14 protein-coding genes are annotated in these 15,331 nt (G+C 67.2%); 7 read left to right on the forward strand and 7 right to left on the reverse strand.

Annotation, left to right across the window (positions count from 1 at the left end; all coding sequences use genetic code 11):
- Positions 1 to 50 precede the first annotated feature (50 nt).
- Both leuS and AC06E7_RS01130 read right to left on the reverse strand, forming a co-directional pair.
- On the reverse strand, positions 51 to 2,690 hold the full coding sequence (leuS, locus tag AC06E7_RS01125; RefSeq protein ID WP_217537117.1) for a leucine--tRNA ligase: 2,640 nt from the start codon (positions 2,688 to 2,690) through the stop codon (positions 51 to 53).
- Positions 2,691 to 2,880: 190 nt separating this feature from the next.
- Positions 2,881 to 3,492, reverse strand: a complete 612-nt coding sequence (locus AC06E7_RS01130; RefSeq protein ID WP_184126476.1) for a DUF998 domain-containing protein — start codon at positions 3,490 to 3,492, stop codon at positions 2,881 to 2,883.
- A 120-nt stretch (positions 3,493 to 3,612) separates the two neighbouring features.
- On the opposite strand from AC06E7_RS01130, the gene trxA reads away from it, so the two are divergent.
- The 7 genes from trxA (at position 3,613) to AC06E7_RS01165 (ending at position 12,584) form a co-directional block, all read left to right on the forward strand.
- Positions 3,613 to 4,470 carry a thioredoxin gene (gene trxA / locus AC06E7_RS01135; RefSeq protein WP_478062559.1) on the forward strand — a complete coding sequence of 286 codons (858 nt, stop codon included), beginning with the start codon at positions 3,613 to 3,615 and terminating at the stop codon, positions 4,468 to 4,470.
- A gap of 139 nt (positions 4,471 to 4,609) precedes the next feature.
- Positions 4,610 to 6,274 (forward strand): FecR family protein, encoded by a 1,665-nt coding sequence (locus AC06E7_RS01140; protein WP_478062561.1) that lies wholly within the window; start codon positions 4,610 to 4,612, stop codon positions 6,272 to 6,274.
- Complete coding sequence (locus tag AC06E7_RS01145; RefSeq protein ID WP_478062563.1) at positions 6,271 to 7,911, forward strand: CHASE2 domain-containing protein; 1,641 nt, start codon at positions 6,271 to 6,273, stop codon at positions 7,909 to 7,911. The genes AC06E7_RS01140 and AC06E7_RS01145 overlap by 4 nt, the downstream gene beginning before the upstream one ends.
- A gap of 236 nt (positions 7,912 to 8,147) precedes the next feature.
- Positions 8,148 to 8,999 carry a hypothetical protein gene (locus tag AC06E7_RS01150; protein ID WP_478062565.1) on the forward strand — a complete coding sequence of 284 codons (852 nt, stop codon included), beginning with the start codon at positions 8,148 to 8,150 and terminating at the stop codon, positions 8,997 to 8,999.
- Positions 9,000 to 9,254: 255 nt separating this feature from the next.
- Positions 9,255 to 9,710: a DUF4442 domain-containing protein gene (locus AC06E7_RS01155; RefSeq protein ID WP_478062567.1), complete on the forward strand. Its 456-nt coding sequence runs from the start codon at positions 9,255 to 9,257 to the stop codon at positions 9,708 to 9,710.
- A gap of 129 nt (positions 9,711 to 9,839) precedes the next feature.
- A complete protein-coding gene (locus AC06E7_RS01160) occupies positions 9,840 to 10,517 on the forward strand; it encodes a DUF502 domain-containing protein (RefSeq protein ID WP_068853557.1) in 678 nt (225 codons plus the stop codon).
- A 153-nt stretch (positions 10,518 to 10,670) separates the two neighbouring features.
- On the forward strand, positions 10,671 to 12,584 hold the full coding sequence (locus AC06E7_RS01165; RefSeq protein WP_478062568.1) for a DUF885 domain-containing protein: 1,914 nt from the start codon (positions 10,671 to 10,673) through the stop codon (positions 12,582 to 12,584).
- Between the two features lie 43 nt (positions 12,585 to 12,627).
- Here AC06E7_RS01165 and AC06E7_RS01170 read toward each other — a convergent pair whose 3' ends face one another.
- Genes AC06E7_RS01170 through sctI form a run of 5 tightly spaced genes read right to left on the reverse strand, consistent with a single transcriptional unit; the run spans position 12,628 to position 15,258 of the window.
- Positions 12,628 to 12,915 (reverse strand): hypothetical protein, encoded by a 288-nt coding sequence (locus AC06E7_RS01170; protein WP_478062570.1) that lies wholly within the window; start codon positions 12,913 to 12,915, stop codon positions 12,628 to 12,630.
- Complete coding sequence (locus tag AC06E7_RS01175; RefSeq protein WP_478062571.1) at positions 12,915 to 13,601, reverse strand: hypothetical protein; 687 nt, start codon at positions 13,599 to 13,601, stop codon at positions 12,915 to 12,917. Before AC06E7_RS01175 ends, AC06E7_RS01170 begins: the two co-directional genes overlap by 1 nt.
- Positions 13,585 to 14,139 (reverse strand): hypothetical protein, encoded by a 555-nt coding sequence (locus tag AC06E7_RS01180; RefSeq protein ID WP_478062573.1) that lies wholly within the window; start codon positions 14,137 to 14,139, stop codon positions 13,585 to 13,587. Before AC06E7_RS01180 ends, AC06E7_RS01175 begins: the two co-directional genes overlap by 17 nt.
- On the reverse strand, positions 14,129 to 14,974 hold the full coding sequence (gene sctJ, locus AC06E7_RS01185; protein WP_093533433.1) for a type III secretion system inner membrane ring lipoprotein SctJ: 846 nt from the start codon (positions 14,972 to 14,974) through the stop codon (positions 14,129 to 14,131). The genes AC06E7_RS01180 and sctJ overlap by 11 nt, the downstream gene beginning before the upstream one ends.
- A complete protein-coding gene (gene sctI, locus AC06E7_RS01190) occupies positions 14,971 to 15,258 on the reverse strand; it encodes a type III secretion system inner rod subunit SctI (RefSeq protein ID WP_184126466.1) in 288 nt (95 codons plus the stop codon). Before sctI ends, sctJ begins: the two co-directional genes overlap by 4 nt.
- Between the last annotated feature and the right edge of the window lie 73 nt (positions 15,259 to 15,331).

Consider the following 15,331-nt stretch of genomic DNA (forward strand, 5'->3'; position numbering starts at 1 on the left):
ATGCCGATACGATGCCCGACCCTGCGTGAACGAAGCACGTAGAGCGGGGCTTACCCCGCCACGATGTTCACGATCTTGCCCGGCACGATGATGATCTTGCGCACGGTCAGCCCGTCCAGGAACTTCGCCGCATTCGGCTCGGCCAGGCCCAGTGCCTCGATCTGGTCGCGCGCGGCATCGGCAGCCACCTCGATGGTGCCACGCAGCTTGCCATTGACCTGCACGGCCAGGGTCACCGCATCACGCACCAGCGCGCCGGCATCGGCCTGCGGGAACGGCTGGTCTTCCAGCAGCGTTTCGCCATGGCCCAGCAGCTGCCACAACGCATGGCTGGCATGCGGGGTGATCGGGTTGAGCAGCAGCACGGTGGCCTGCAGCGCTTCCTGGCGGACCGCACGGCCCTGGTCGGAGCTGTCATCGAACCTGGCCAGCGCGTTCATCAGCTCCATCACCGCGGCGATGGCGGTGTTGAAGCTGTGGCGGCGGCCGTAGTCGTCGCCGACCTTGCCGATGGTTTCGTGGGTCTTGCGGCGCAGCGCCTTCTGTTCGGCGGTCAGCGCCGCCAGGTCCAGCGCCGGGGCAACCCCCTCGTCGGCATGCTTCTGCACCTGCGTCCACAGCCGGCGCAGGAAGCGCGCCATGCCGTCCACGCCCGCTTCGTTCCACTCCAGCGACTGTTCCGGCGGTGCGGCGAACATCGAGAACAGGCGCACGGTGTCGGCGCCGTAGCGGCTCACCATGGCCTGCGGGTCCACACCATTGTTCTTGGACTTGGACATCTTCTCGGTGCCGCCGATCTCCACCGGCTGGCCATCGGCGATCAGCACCGCCCCGGTGACGCGGCCACGCTCGTCGCGCCGCACGTCCACGTCGGCCGGGTTGATCCAGTCCTTGGACCCGTCCGGGTTCTGGCGGAAGTACGTATCGGCGATGACCATGCCCTGGCACAGCAGGTTCTGTGCCGGTTCGTTGCTGTCCACCATGCGCGCATCGCGCAGCAGCTTGTGGAAGAAACGGAAGTACATCAGGTGCAGGATCGCGTGTTCGATGCCGCCGATGTACTGGTCCACCGGCAGCCAGTAGTTGCCGCGCTTGTCCACCGCGTCACGGGCACCCGGGGAGGTGTAGCGGGCGTAGTACCAGCTCGACTCCATGAAGGTATCGAAGGTATCGGTCTCGCGCTCGGCCGCGCCACCGCAATCGGGGCAGGTGGTCTTGCGCCATTCCGGATCAGCCTTGATCGGCGAACCGGTGCCGACGAAGTTGACGTCTTCCGGCAGTACCACCGGCAGCTGCTCTTCCGGCACCGGCAACGCGCCGCACTTGGGGCAGTAGATCACCGGAATCGGGCAACCCCAGTAACGCTGGCGGCTCACGCCCCAGTCGCGCAGGCGGTAGTTCACCCGGCGCTGGCCCTGGGCCTTGCGCTCGAAGCGTTCAGCCAGCGCCTCGAAGGCGCCCTGGAAATCCAGGCCATCAAATTCGTCGGAATTGACCAGCTCGGTCTCGCGGGTCTTGTCGCCGTACCAGTCCTGCCAGTTGCGCGGGTCGTAGGCGGTTTCGTCCTTGCGCGGCGACTTCAGCGCGATGACCTGGCGGATCGGCAGGTCGTACTTGTTGGCGAATTCGAAGTCGCGCTGGTCGTGCCCGGGAACGGCCATCACCGCACCGGTGCCGTAGCCCATCAGCACGAAGTTGGCCACCCACACCGGCACTTGGGCGCCGGTGACCGGGTGCACCGCGCGCAGGCCGGTGTCCATGCCGCGCTTTTCCTGGGTTTCCAGTTCAGCCTCGGACACGCCGCCCTGCTTCATCTCGGCCAGCAGCGCGGCCAGCGCCGGGTTCGACTTCGCCGCATGCAGGGCCAGCGGATGCTCGCCTGCGATCGACACGAAGGTCACGCCCATCACCGTGTCCGGGCGGGTGGTGAACACGCGCACCGAATCCAGCGCGCTGCCATCGGCATCGCGCACGTCGAACTGGATCTCCAGCCCTTCGGAGCGGCCGATCCAGTTGCGCTGCATGGTCTTGACCGATTCCGGCCAGCCCGGCAGTTCATCCAGGCCGTCCAGCAGTTCCTGGGCGTAATCGGTGATGCGCAGGAACCACTGCGGAATCTCGCGCTTCTCCACCAGCGCGCCGGAGCGCCAGCCACGGCCGTCGATGACCTGCTCATTGGCCAGCACGGTCTGGTCGACCGGGTCCCAGTTCACCACCGCGTTGCGGCGGTACGCCAGGCCCTTGCGCATCAGCCGGGTAAACATGCGCTGTTCGTGCACGTAGTATTCGGGCGTGCAGGTGGCGAACTCGCGCGACCAGTCGATCGCGTAGCCCATCGACTTGAACTGCCCACGCATGTGTTCGATGTTGGCGTAGGTCCACTTGGCCGGCGCGGTCTTGTTCTTGATCGCCGCGTTCTCGGCCGGCAGGCCGAAGGCATCCCACCCCATCGGCTGCAGCACGTTGTGCCCGGTCATCCGCTTGTAGCGGCTGATCACATCGCCAATGGTGTAGTTGCGCACATGGCCCATGTGCAGCGCGCCCGACGGGTACGGCAGCATCGAAAGGCAGTAGTACTTCGGCTTGTCCGAGGCCTCGTTCACCTCGAAGGCGCGCGTGGCGTCCCAGAACTTCTGGGCGGCGGATTCAACCTGCTGCGGATCGTATACGTTGGGTTCGACGCTGGTCATGGAAAACACAGTTGCGGCGGCAAAGCGGCACAGCGTACCGCAGTGCGGCAAAGGGCTCCAATCATCGACGCTACGGATACGGGACTGGAATGGCATCCCGTTGATAAATCAAGGAATTACCCATTTCCGGATTATCTACAACGGTCATCCCGCGCGCGCACCCGCGTGGATTGCGGCCGAATCCGCCAGTTCAGTCGTGGCGGACCTTGCTGGCCACTGGCAGCGCCGCCGCCAGCCACACCGCCCACGCAACGAAGGCGACGCGCTGCGCCACCGGCGCCGGAATGACCGCCTGCAGCACGAAGGCACCCACCAGTACGGCCAGCCCCGCAGACACGTGCAGTGCCGCCAGCCGCCCCCAGCCCGGCAGGCGCCGCGCCCCGAAGCCGGCCATCAGTGCGCCCGGCACGAACGCCAGCACCCAGACCATCCACGCGCTGGCGTGGAACTGGCTGGCCGGGCTCTGGATGTCGGTAGGATCCAACGGCAGCACGCCCATCGCGGCGAAGGCCAGCCCGGACAGCACCAGCATCTGCCCGCCCACCCGCATCGTCCACGGCGCGGTGACCGGCACCCGCGCCAGCAGGCGCAGGGCCACCACCGCGGCCAGCAGCCCGGGCAGCACGAACCCAAGCAGGTCGAAGGCCACCGCGTGCGGCACCCCGGTCGCACCCAGCAGCGCCACCGGGTGACCCAGTGGCAGGTAGCCCGGCAGTAGCGCGCCAAAGCCCAGCACCGAGGCCAGGAACAGCACCGCAGCCAAGGCGCCCAGCAGGGGATCGAAACGTTGCAGTGTCTTCATGCGGCCATTCTCCGCCAGCGTGGCGCCATCGCCTATGGGGCAACGCCGACCGATTGGGGTTGCTTCTCGATATCGCCGGCACCATACACTGCATACATCTTTATCGTTGATCTTCCGACCATGAGCGAACTGCCCCACGTCTTTGACGCCACCACCGAAACCTTCGAAGCACAGGTGCTGCAGAAGTCGCTGCAGACCCCGGTACTGGTCGATTTCTGGGCCACCTGGTGCGAGCCCTGCAAGACCTTGGGCCCGATGCTGGAAAAGCTGGCCGGCGAGTACAACGGCGCGTTCGAGCTGGCCAAGGTCGACGTGGACAAGGAGCAGCAGATTGCCGCCGCCTTCCAGATCCGCTCGGTGCCCACCGTGTTCCTGGTCAAGGGCGGCCAGCTGGTGGATGGGTTCCCCGGTGCGATCCCCGAAGGCCAGCTGCGCGAGTTTCTTGCCCAGCACGGCATCAGCCCCGCCGACGCCCCGGAAGCTGCGGCTGATGAGCCCGCACCGCTGGACCCGCAGGCCCGGGTGGACGTGCTGCGCGCCGGCATCGCCGCCGAGCCGGACAAGGAGGAGCTCAAGCTCGACCTGGCCTTGGCCCTGCTGCAGACCGGCGCCACCGCCGAGGCCAGCGCGTTGATCGATGCCCTGCCGGCCAACCTGTCCACCGACGACCGCGCCGTGCGCGCCCGCGCCCGCCTGGATTTCGCCAAGGCCCTGCAGGACGCCCCGGCACCAGAGCAGCTGGACGCGCGCATCGCGGCCGATGGCGGCGACCTGCAGGCCCGCCACCTGCGCGGGGTGCAGCAGCTGCTGGGCGGTGAAGACGAGGCCGCGCTTGAGCAGTTCCTGGCCATGTTGCGGAAAGACGGCAGCTACAGTGACAACCTGCCGCGCAAACTGCTGATCGATGCCTTCAAGGTCATCGACGACGCCGCGCTGGTCGGTCGCTACCGCCGTTCGATGGCCGCGCTGGTGTTCTGAGCGCGCCCGCCGTTCAGAATCCCTGCACCGGCAGCGGTCAATAATGTGATCGCGGTCTAACTTTCGACCGCGATCCATTCGGGGGGATGCGGTCTGGCCATGGGGGCCCTACGGCTCGGCCCCGCCTCCAGGGGCACAGATGACCGTGAGTTCGACCCGCTTCCCGCGCCTGCGCGCCCGTTCGATCCGCCTGCTGACGCTGCTGGCGCTGCTGCTGTCCGCCAGTCCCTTGCTGGCCCAGGACTGGACTTACCGGGTCCGCCCCGGCGACACCCTGTGGGACCTGGGCGGGCGTTACCTCAAGCCGGATGTGCCTTGGGCACACCTGCAGGCGCACAACCGCGTCGCTGACCCTTACCGGCTGCCCCCGGGCACTCCGCTCCGGTTTCCCATCGCCTGGCTGCGCGTGCAGCCTGCGCCCGCCCGGGTGCTGGCCGTGCGCGGCGCCGTGCAGGCCCGGCTGGGCGACAGCGGTGCATTGCGCCCTGTGGTGGAGGGCGAACAGCTGGGCATCGGCACGCACCTGATCACCGGGGCAGATGCCAGCGTGACCCTCGCCTTCGCCGACGAATCGCGCCTGCAGCTGCGCGAGCACTCGCACCTGCGCCTGGACCAGCTCAGCCGTTACGGCAACACCGGCATGGTGGACACCCGCCTGCGCCTGGAGCAGGGCCGCAGCAGCAACCGGGTCACCCCCGCCAAGGGCCCGGCCTCGCGCTACATCATCGATGCCCCCACCGCGACCAGCAGCGTGCGTGGCACGCAGTTCCGGGTCAGTGCCGGCGGTCAGGGCCGGATGGCCGCCACCGAGGTGCTGGAAGGCCGCGTGCAGGTCGGCAACCGGCGCGGCGAGCGACGGGTTACCCACGGCCAGGCCACCCGCAACCGGGCGCTGGATGCCCGTCCCGACATGCCCGAGGCGCTGCTGCCCGCCCCTGTCCTGGCCCGCACTGGACTGCGCCTGGACCCACTACCGGCCCGACTTGCGTGGGAACCAGTAGCGCAGGCCACCCAGTACCGGGTAGAAGTAGTGCGCGCCGATCAGCCGGAGATCCTCGTGTTCGCCAGGGACACCGCCGACACCACCATGACCGTGCCCGACCTGCCGCCCGGACTTCTGCGGCTGCTGGTGCGTGCGGTCAGTGCCGATGGCGTGGAAGGCCTGGATGCGCAGGCCGATTTCGAAGTGCGCGACCAGCCGGCGCCGCCGCTCACGGTGCGCCCGGTCAATGGCGAAACGATGGCCAGCCCGCGCCCGCGCTTCGAGTGGAGCCAGGTGGAAGGCGCCGCCGGCACCGTGCTGCAGGTTGCCACCGAGCCGCAGTTCCTGCAGCCGGTATTGGAGCAGGAAGGACGCGGCACCCGCGTGCGTGCTGCCGAAGACCTGCCCCCCGGCGACTATTTCTGGCGAGTGGCCTCGCGCGACGGCAAAGGACACCGCGGCCGCTTCGGCCAGCCGGTGGCGCTGGGCATCAGTGACGCGCCAGTGGACCCCGGCCTGCAGCCGCCGCAGGCAGCCAAGGGCCAGCTCACCCTGCGCTGGCAGGCAGGCGAACCCGGCCAGCGCTACCGCGTGCAGTTGGACAAGCGTGGCGACTTCACCCAGCCGCTGCTCGACCAGCAGGTGGACCAACCCGAGGTCACGCTCAAGCGGCCATGGCACGGCACCCTGCACGTGCGCGTGCAGACGATCGATGACGACGGCTACGCCGGCCCGTTCTCGCCGGCGCAGCAGGTCGCGCTGCCCTGTCGTACCTGCTATGGCGCCGGTGCCGGCGCGCTGCTGCTGCTCCTGCTGCTGTGAGGCCGCTCACGCTCTCCTGGCCCCGGCGCATCGTGCTCGCGGTGCTGGTGGGCGTGCTGGCGGCGGCAGCGAGCCACGGGCAGTGGTTCTGGAAGCAGGATGAAGCGATCTACGACACCTACGTCGGGTCCTGGGAATACACGCCCGATCCGCGCCTGCTGGTGGTGGCCATCGACGACAGCAGCCTGCAGCAGCTCGGCCAGTGGCCGTGGCCGCGTTCGACCCATGCGCGGCTGCTGGACCGCCTGACCGCAGCCGACAGCCAGCGCGTGGTGCTGGACCTGCTGCTGTCCGAACCGGACCGCCAGGACAGCGCGCAGGATGCCGAACTGGCGGCGGCGATCCGCCGCAATGGGCATGTGGTGCTGCCGGTGCTGGCCGCGCCGTCGAGCGGGCCGCGCATGGCCGAGGAACTGCTGCCGATCCCGTTGATCGCCGCCAACGCCTCGATGCTGGGCCACAGCGATGTGGAGGTTGAGGCCGATGGCGTTACCCGCGGGCTGTACCTCACCGCAGGCATCGGCTCACCGCACTGGCCTGCGCTGGGCCTGGCGTTGGCCAACACGCGCGGACCGCTGCCCGGGCTGATCGATACCCGCCCACCCCATGACGCGCCCTACCAATGGCACCGCAACCACTACGTGCGCGTGCGCTTCGCCGGCCCGCCCGATCGCTTCCCGCAGGTGTCGTACGCGGATGTGCTGAACGGCGATGTCGCGCCGGAACTACTGCACGACCGTCTGGTGCTGGTGGGCATGACCGCCAGCGGCATCACCCCGCGCCTGCTTACCCCGACCACCCGCGAGCGCTGGATGAGCGGCACCGAATACCAGGCCAACGTGGCGTCGATGCTGCTTTCCGGGAACGTGATCAGCGTATTGGCGCCCTCATGGCAGGCAGCCTTGAGCGGGCTGCTGGTGGCGTTGTGTGCGCTGGGCCTGACCCTGCCGCGCGCGGTGGCCAGCGCCCTGCTGGCCCTGCCGCTGGCGCTGCTGTCCAGCTTCGTGCTGCTGCGTGCCGGCCACCTGTGGTTCGCGCCCGCTGCAGCGCTGACCTGCATGCTGGCGGTGATCTGCGCGTGGGTGCTGTGGCGGATCGCCGCGTGGCGCCGGCAGGCCAACAGCGATGGCCTGACCGGGCTGGGCAACCGCGTGCGTTTCGAACAGACCCTGCAGCAGGAGCATGATGCTGGCCGCCGCAGTGGTCGCCCGCTGACCCTGGTGCTGATCGATGTGGACCACTTCAAGCAGCACAACGACCTGCATGGGCATCATGCCGGCGATGCGGTGCTGCGCCGGATCGCCAACGAGATCCGCGCGCATGCGCGGCGCCCGCGCGACATGGCCGCGCGCTTTGGCGGTGACGAGTTCGCACTGGTGTTGCCCGATACCACGTCGGAAGGCGCGGTCCAGGTCGTCGAAGACCTGATCGCCGCGGTACGCGGCATGCATCTGTCGCCCGGACCGCAGCCGCACGCGCAGATCACCCTCAGCGTGGGCCTCTACACCCACACCCCCGATGCCGGCAGCGAGCCGCGCCATTACTTCGAAGGCGCCGACGCAGCGCTGTACCGCGCCAAGGCCGCAGGCCGCGACGGCTACGCCACCGGCGAATCGGGCATGGGCGAAAACGCATAGAGCCGCGCCCTGCGTGGCTGCTCTACGTTCCGGCACCGCACAGCCACGCAGGGCGTGGCTCTACCGTTCCAGACGCGATCAGCCATTCAAGCATGCGCTTCGTCACACTCATTCCGGCACTGCGTTGCCGAAGTGATTTCACGACACGCGCGTTCGTTGAATTCCTATACCCCGCCATCACCCCAGCTGCTCCACTTCGCCTACCCCGCGCGTGCGGGTTGGCAAGGAGCTGGACCATGAAGAAGATGCTGTGGTTGTTGCTGGCGGCGATGCCGATGCAGGCGGTCGCCAACGAGGAAGATCCGATTGCGTACAAGTGCTACTACTGCACGCCGGATGAGATGGAGGATGTGGCGCTGGCGCAGGGGGTCGGTAGGCACTATGTGTATGACGCGCAGAAGCTGACGATTGTGGGGTACGACGTTGATCTGCGGGACGGCGCGCTCAAGGCGCAGCCTTTCGTGGCGGAGGGCTGGCTACAGACGCAGTTCCTGGGAATGATGTCTCTTTACGATCCCCATGATGGGGAGATGCGGCATCTCAATTATGACGTCGCCCTTTTCGCCCCCAATACTGAGCATGGGCGGAGGTATCGTTACCTTTGGGGCCAAGACCTCACAGCCCTCAACCCGCATCACGCACAGGCCAGAGAGTCGGTCCGTCGCTACCTCTCCGAGCACAGCGAACTCTCGTTCCTCGACACGTCCAAGAGTGGGGGAAGACTCCTCAAGTTCCACTACGCGGTGAACGGCGATCGCCCTATCGTGGCCGCCATGAACTTCAGAGGTAACAACAGAAGCCTCTCGTACTACTACTTCGATCATGATGCTCGTCGTTGGAGCTATCTCTACAGTTCTCTTCCCCAGGGCTACTCCCATAATCCGATTCAGGAAAGGAGGCTGGACTTCGCACCGTCAGAGGGCGACACCATCTTCGACTATCGAGCTGAGGACAGCCCCTGGACCGAAGCGTTCATCGAGCGGGCAACATGGGCGAAAATTCCTGTCCATGGCCAGTTGCCCATTTACGGGGCCGCGCGGTTCACATGCAGGCGAGCAGCGGATGACATTCAGTGCTACATCAACTGAAGGTCTCAGCGCCTAGAAGCAGCTCGCGCTTCGTCGTCGGTCATGCCTCATCCGGGTAATCACCTTGGTCGGCGGTCGATTGGGATGCGACGCTACCGGCGGCTCGGCCATCCGGCCATCCGGCCATCCGGCCACTCGGCTGTTTGGCGGATTGGCCGATCGGCCGGCGGTGAGGCAGGGCGGGAAAGCGGATTGCGCACCATACGGTTGCGGATGGTAAGCTCTCGACACCTCCCCTGCCCCCTTTACCCCGCTATGAAGGCCAGCCTGTTCCGCCATGGACTCAATCTGTGGCCGCCGTTTCTGTTTGCCGGCATCCATGTTTCGCAGGTCACGCCCGACTACCGGTTTGTCCGGGTGGAGCTGCGGATGCGGCCGTGGAACAAGAACTATGTGGGGACGCACTTTGGCGGCAGCCTGTTTGCCATGACCGATCCGTTCTGGATGTTGACCGTCATGCAGAACCTGGGGCGCGATTACTACGTGTGGGATCGGGCGGGTGAGATCGAGTTCCTCAAGCCTGGCCGTGGGACGGTTACCGCCGAGTTCCGGCTGGATGAGGCGCAGCTGGATCAGTTGCGGGCAGCTACCGCCGGTGGTGAGAAGTATCTGCACTGGTTCAGCAATGACATTGTCGATGCGCAGGGTGAAGTCGTGGCGCGGGTGCGCAAGCAGGTGTACATCCGGTTGAAGCCACAGGCGCGCGTTTGACGTGCGGCCGGTAGAGCGGCAATCGTGATCCAGTCCATTTCACCGCAGTCAACACAGCATTCCCCGACGGGACGCATTCTGCGGTGGCTGGCCGCGTAAACCGGGCCCGCGCCCCGCTACAATGCGCCGATGTCGCCTGAAGCCCCCCACCTCGTACCGCGCCCCTCCCTGCAGCGCCTGTTCCTGACCGGCCTGCTCACCCTGCTGCCGATCTGGTTGACCTGGGTGGTCATCAAGTTCGTGTTCGTGTTGCTCTCGGGCATCAGCAGCCCGGTGGTGGTGCCGCTGTCGGCGCAGATCGCCGCCTCGTTCCCGCATTACCTGGGCTGGGTCAAGGTCGAGTGGATGCAGAACGTGTTCGGGCTGCTGGCCACGCTGCTGGTCATCCTGAGCGTGGGCGTGCTCAGCCGGCGCGTGATTGGCCAGCGCCTGCTGCGCTGGTTCGGTGCGGTGATCAAGCGCATTCCGCTGGCCAGCATCATCTATGAAAGCGCCAAGAAACTGCTGGACATGCTGCAGACCGAGCCGGGCACTACCCAGCGCGTGGTGCTGATCGACTTCCCGCACCGGGACATGAAGGCGGTGGGCCTGGTCACCCGGGTGATCCGTGAACAGGGCACCGGCCGCGAGCTGGCGGCCGTGTATGTGCCGACCACCCCCAACCCGACCTCCGGGTATCTGGAAATCGTGCCGGTGGAGCTGCTGACCCCGACCGACTGGACAGTGGACCAGGCGATGAGCTTCATCATCTCCGGTGGGGCTGTGGCGCCTGAAACCGTGCCGTTTACGCGGGCTGGGGAGCGCTGAATAGGGGTATTCGGGCTTCGGCCCGCGCTGCGTGGGACGCGCGTGGCGTGTCTCTACGCTGTACGCCGGCATCCTGAGCGGGGCGCTGAGGTGGTTGTGTCCGGCTGAATCAGGCAAGCTCCCGGGTCTGTATAGGATTTACGGAAGCATTCGATGCCCCACCCCGCCCGTGCCCTGGCGCTCGTGATTGCCTCACTGCTGGTCTTCACTGCCGCTGCCCCGGCCGAAGCCGCCAAGAAGAAGGCCAACCGGCCCGCCGCCGCACAGACGCGCCAGGCCAAGCCCAAGGCCAAACCCCGCGCCCGCCCCGCCGCCGCGCCCGCGCGGCAACCGCTGGTGCGCCAGCAGACCAAGGCCGCCCAGCTCGAGCGCATCTACGATGAGTACTGGGACGCCTCGATGCGGCTCAACCCGCTGCAGGCCACCTTCCAGGGCGATGCCCGCCACAACGACCAGCTGCCCAACATCCTTTCGGCGGCTTATCGCCAGCAGTCGCATGACTTCACCGAACAATGGCTGGGCAAGGTCGAGAAGATCGGTCCGGACGGCCTCACCGGCCAGGACCTGCTGAGCTACCAGATCTTCGTGCGCGATGCGCGCATGTCGCTGGCGGCCGAGAAGTACCCGGGCTGGATGCTGCCGGTGAGCCAGTACTACAACCTCGGCAGCATCATGGCCATCCTGGGTTCCGGCTCGGGTGCGCAGCCGTTCAACACCGTGCAGGACTACGACACCTGGTCCAAGCGTTCGTTGGGCATTCCGCCGCTGTTCGACCAGGCCATCGCCAACATGCGCGAGGGCATGCGTGCCGGCGTGGTGCAACCTCGCGACCTGATGGAGAAGGTGCTGCCGCAGCTTGACGCGGTGATCAAGCCCACGGCTGAGGAAAGCATCTTCTGGGCGCCGGTGCGCAACATGCCCGACGATTTCCCTGAAGCAGACAAGACGCGCATCACCGCCGACTACAAGCGCATGATCGAGTACCGGCTGATGCCTGCCTACCGCGCGCTGCGAGGCTTCATCGCCACCGAATACCTGCCGGCCACCCGGAAAACCGATGGGCTGTCCGCGCTGCCCAATGGCATGGCGTGGTATACCCAGAACATCGTGCAGAGCACCGCCAGCACGCTTACCCCGCAGCAGATCCACGCGCTGGGCGAGCAGCGCGTGGCCAGCCTGCAGGAGCAGATTGCGGCGGTGATGAAGGAAAACCGCATCCGCGGCTCGCAGCAGAAGCTGCTGCGCAGCATGCGTACTGACAAGAACTTCCAGTACGCCACCCCCGATGCACTGGTGATGCGCTACAAGCAGCTGCAGCAGCAGGTGGGCGCGCGCCTGCCTTCGTTGCTGGATACGCTGCCCAAGGCACCGTTGGAAATCCGCCCGGTGGAAGCCGACCGTGCTGCCAGCGCCGCCGCCGTGAGCTACCAGCCGCCGCTTCCCGACGGCATGCGCCCGGCCGTGCTGTACGTGAACACCAATGCCCTGCCCAGCCGCCGCACCTGGTCGGCGCCGGCGCAGTTCCTGCACGAAGGCATTCCCGGCCACCACGTGCAGCTGGGGCTGCAGCAGGAACTGGACAAGCTGCCGCGCTTCCGCCGCCTCGGCGGCGACGTGGCCTTCGTGGAAGGCTGGGGCCTGTATGCCGAATCGCTGGGTGACGAACTGGGGGTCTATCAGGATCCCTACGCAAAGATCGCCTACCTGCAGGGTGCGTTGACCCGCAGTGCGCGCATGGTGGCCGACACCGGCGTGCACGCGCAGGGATGGAGCAAGAAGCAGGCGGTGGACTATCTGGTCAAGACCGCCGACATGCCGGTGGAAGATGCCACCGCCGAGGTGGAGCGCTTCATGGCCCTGCCCGGCCAGACTCTGGCCAATGGTCTGGGCGAGCTGAAGATGATGGAGCTGCGCGACAAGGCCAAGGCAGCGCAGGGTGCGGCGTTCAATCCGCGCCGGTTCCATGCCGAGGTGCTGCGCGATGGCTCGATGCCGCTGGATATCCTGGAGGCGAAGATCGATCGCTGGACCGCAACGCCGGCGGGCCAGACCGCACCGGGCGGCTGAGCTCCAAAAGAAGCGGGCCGCGTCATGCGGCCCGCTTCTTTCCTCAGTACTCGTCCGGCTTCGGGCCGAGTTTCTCTTCGTCGCCGAAGATCATGGCCTGCATGAACTCGGTGCACCACCACTTCCGGGCCATTTCCCGGGTCACCTCCGCGATGTCCGGCGCAATCGGCTTGATGTCGTGACCGGGCTCCGGCGGGTTGATGCCAGCCTCGGGTGGGTTGATGGACGGATCGTCCACCGCGGCCTGCATGCGCTGCATCAGCGTCTGCTTCTGGCCCTCCACCGTAGCGGTGTTGAGGGGCGCCATCGCCCCCAGTTTTTCAAGCATCATCAATCCACTCCAATCGGGGTCAGGGGTAAGGGCAACCGCTTGAGGCGGGCGTCGATCCCGCTCACATAGGCACCGGCACGCTGGCGCGCGGCCGCTTCCAGTGCATTGGCATCCACGCTGGCTTCCACGGCGGCGGCGATGGCGCCTACCGGGTCCAGTTCAAACAACAACGGACCGGCTTTGAGCATCGGCAACGCCGACCGGGACGCTACTACCTGCACAGGCGGAGCGTCGGCCTTCGTCGCCAGCTGCGCCAACACGGTTTCGCCCAGTGCAGGCATCTGCCCAGGCACGTACAGCACCAGACCCGCCTCGGCCGTACCCAGCAACTGCTCGCAGCGACGTACCACCAAGGCCGCGTCCACGCCTTCGGCGGCAAGACTTGCGGAGATCACCTCACGCACCTGGCCGAGTACCGCTTGACGCGTGGTCTGTACATCGCCCAACGCGGCCGCCAGCAACGGCACCGCCTCGGCAATGGCGTCGGCGTAGCCCTGGCCGAATCCATCAACGCGCGCCTGTGCGATGGCGGCGTCCACCTGCTCGGGCAACGCCCCCAACACAGCGGAGGCGCGACGCCGCGCGGCGGATTCGAGCTGGTCGGCCCGTGCGGCCTGACCCAGCGCGCTGGGCGCGATCACCCCGCCCTGCGCATGCGCCAGCACGTGCTCAGGAAAGCTTTTCAACATAGGTCACCGCCGTCCAGAAAAGGTCCAGGTCGATACGTTCGCGTGGCAGCGGGCGTAGGGTGTCGCCCGCCATCGGCGCAAATGGAAGGGAGAGCCGCGCGGAGAGCCAGGCGGGCAGCAGCGGTGCCAACGGCTGCAGCTCGACGCCGCCCCAGACCAGCAGCACCCTGGAGAGATCCGCCGGTACGGGCGCCTGCACGCAGCCCCCCGGTTGCCTCGCATGATCGGCCCGCATGAACGCCTGCACGGTGGCCGGCAATGCTGTACAGCCACGCTGCGACGCCAGCCAGTCACGCAGCCGCGCGGCCGCCATGAGCGTGGCCACCTCCGGCAGCCTGGGCCACAGGCCCATCAACCGCCGCGTCAGCACATCCGCGGGAGCCGCCAGCGTTGCCGGCATGGGCAGGCGACGCTGGCGGATCAACGTGGTGTTGAGCCAGCGCTGCTGATCCAGGGAGGCGTCGGCGTACACCGCCCGCCACGGCCGGTAGTACGCAGCCGGGGCATAAGCGATGTGCATGGCATCATGCGCCACGCCAGCGCCTCCAGCCGGTTGCGCCAGTGCCAGTGCCGGTGCCACGCGCGCTGACCCGCTGCCATGCCGTGCGCAGGCGGTTGCCGACCGCCGGCACCAGACGCACCAGCACCCACCCGCCCAGCAGCAACAGCAGGGCCAGGCCACCGCAGAGCAGCATCCAGGCCAGCGGCAGGCTGCGTTCGTTGCCGGACGTCACGGCGAGCGTCCGCGGCCCCTCGACCTCGGTAAGGATGACCGAGACGTTGTCGTACTCCACGCCATCAAAGGTGTTGCGCAGGAAGCGCTTCACGGTCTGCAACAGCACTTCCGCATCGACACCGGGCTCATGTGCCACTACGGCGGCCACGTGCATGCGCCGGCGTTCAGCACGTCGACCTTCGGTGCCCAGGTTGGCATCGTAGTTCAGATGCACGCGACTGGACTGCACGCCATCGATCAGCTGCAGTGACTCTTCCAGCCGCTGTTCCACCGCCGAAATCAGCCGCGCACGCTCACCGAGCGGCGTACTGACAAGAGAATCGGCCGGGAACGCCGCCGACACCTGGCTGCGCGGCGCCGATGGCAGGTCGTTGCGTTGCATCAGCTCAATGGCTTCGGGCAGATCGCGCGGACCCACCTGAACCTGGTAGCCGCCCTTGCCCAGGTTGAGCTTTTCGGCATCGATGTTATGGCGGAGCAGCACGGCAATCACTTCATTGGCCTGGCGCTCGTCCAGGTTTTCCAGCAGTGGCTTGCGCGCGCAGCCAACCAGCACCACCAGTGCAAGCAGGGGCAGCACCACACGCCACCGGCTCAGGCGGCGCACGGCCACTGCAAAAGGCGGCATGTTCATGACTTGAGCAGCGTCTCCACCGTCTTGTTGGCGTGGTTGGCCAGGCCGGCGGCGACGATCATGCGCTTGGTGTAATCGGCCAGGTTGAGCTGCAGCTCGAACAGCGCGGCCGGGCTCGACGCCGTGGCGGGGTTGTTGCTCGCGGCCTGGATCGCGGCCAGGTCGTGGCCGGCATCCACATAGCCGGTGGCCAGGGCGTTGCGCATGCGGTCGGAGAGCGGTACGGCAGCGCCGTCGGCACTCCCGCCCGCCTCGATCGCGGTGGCGATCTGGGTAACTTGCACGGGTGTATCTCCTGCGGGGAATTCTGCATGGGCTGCTGGCCCCGGCGGCACCGCCGTCGGGGCCGGAGGTCGA

The sequence above is a fragment of the Stenotrophomonas sp. Steno-Z4 genome, assembly GCF_056393145.1.

Bases quoted from the DNA above. Each gene is read 5' to 3' on its own strand.
- leuS (WP_217537117.1), bottom strand. From the start codon at position 2,690: ATGACCAGCGTCGAACCCAACGTATACGATCCGCAGCAGGTTGAATCC.
- AC06E7_RS01130 (WP_184126476.1), bottom strand. From the start codon at position 3,492: ATGAAGACACTGCAACGTTTCGATCCCCTGCTGGGCGCCTTGGCTGCG.
- trxA (WP_478062559.1), top strand. From the start codon at position 3,613: ATGAGCGAACTGCCCCACGTCTTTGACGCCACCACCGAAACCTTCGAA.
- AC06E7_RS01140 (WP_478062561.1), top strand. From the start codon at position 4,610: ATGACCGTGAGTTCGACCCGCTTCCCGCGCCTGCGCGCCCGTTCGATC.
- AC06E7_RS01150 (WP_478062565.1), top strand. From the start codon at position 8,148: ATGAAGAAGATGCTGTGGTTGTTGCTGGCGGCGATGCCGATGCAGGCG.
- AC06E7_RS01155 (WP_478062567.1), top strand. From the start codon at position 9,255: ATGAAGGCCAGCCTGTTCCGCCATGGACTCAATCTGTGGCCGCCGTTT.
- AC06E7_RS01160 (WP_068853557.1), top strand. From the start codon at position 9,840: ATGTCGCCTGAAGCCCCCCACCTCGTACCGCGCCCCTCCCTGCAGCGC.
- AC06E7_RS01165 (WP_478062568.1), top strand. From the start codon at position 10,671: ATGCCCCACCCCGCCCGTGCCCTGGCGCTCGTGATTGCCTCACTGCTG.
- AC06E7_RS01170 (WP_478062570.1), bottom strand. From the start codon at position 12,915: ATGATGCTTGAAAAACTGGGGGCGATGGCGCCCCTCAACACCGCTACG.
- sctJ (WP_093533433.1), bottom strand. From the start codon at position 14,974: ATGAACATGCCGCCTTTTGCAGTGGCCGTGCGCCGCCTGAGCCGGTGG.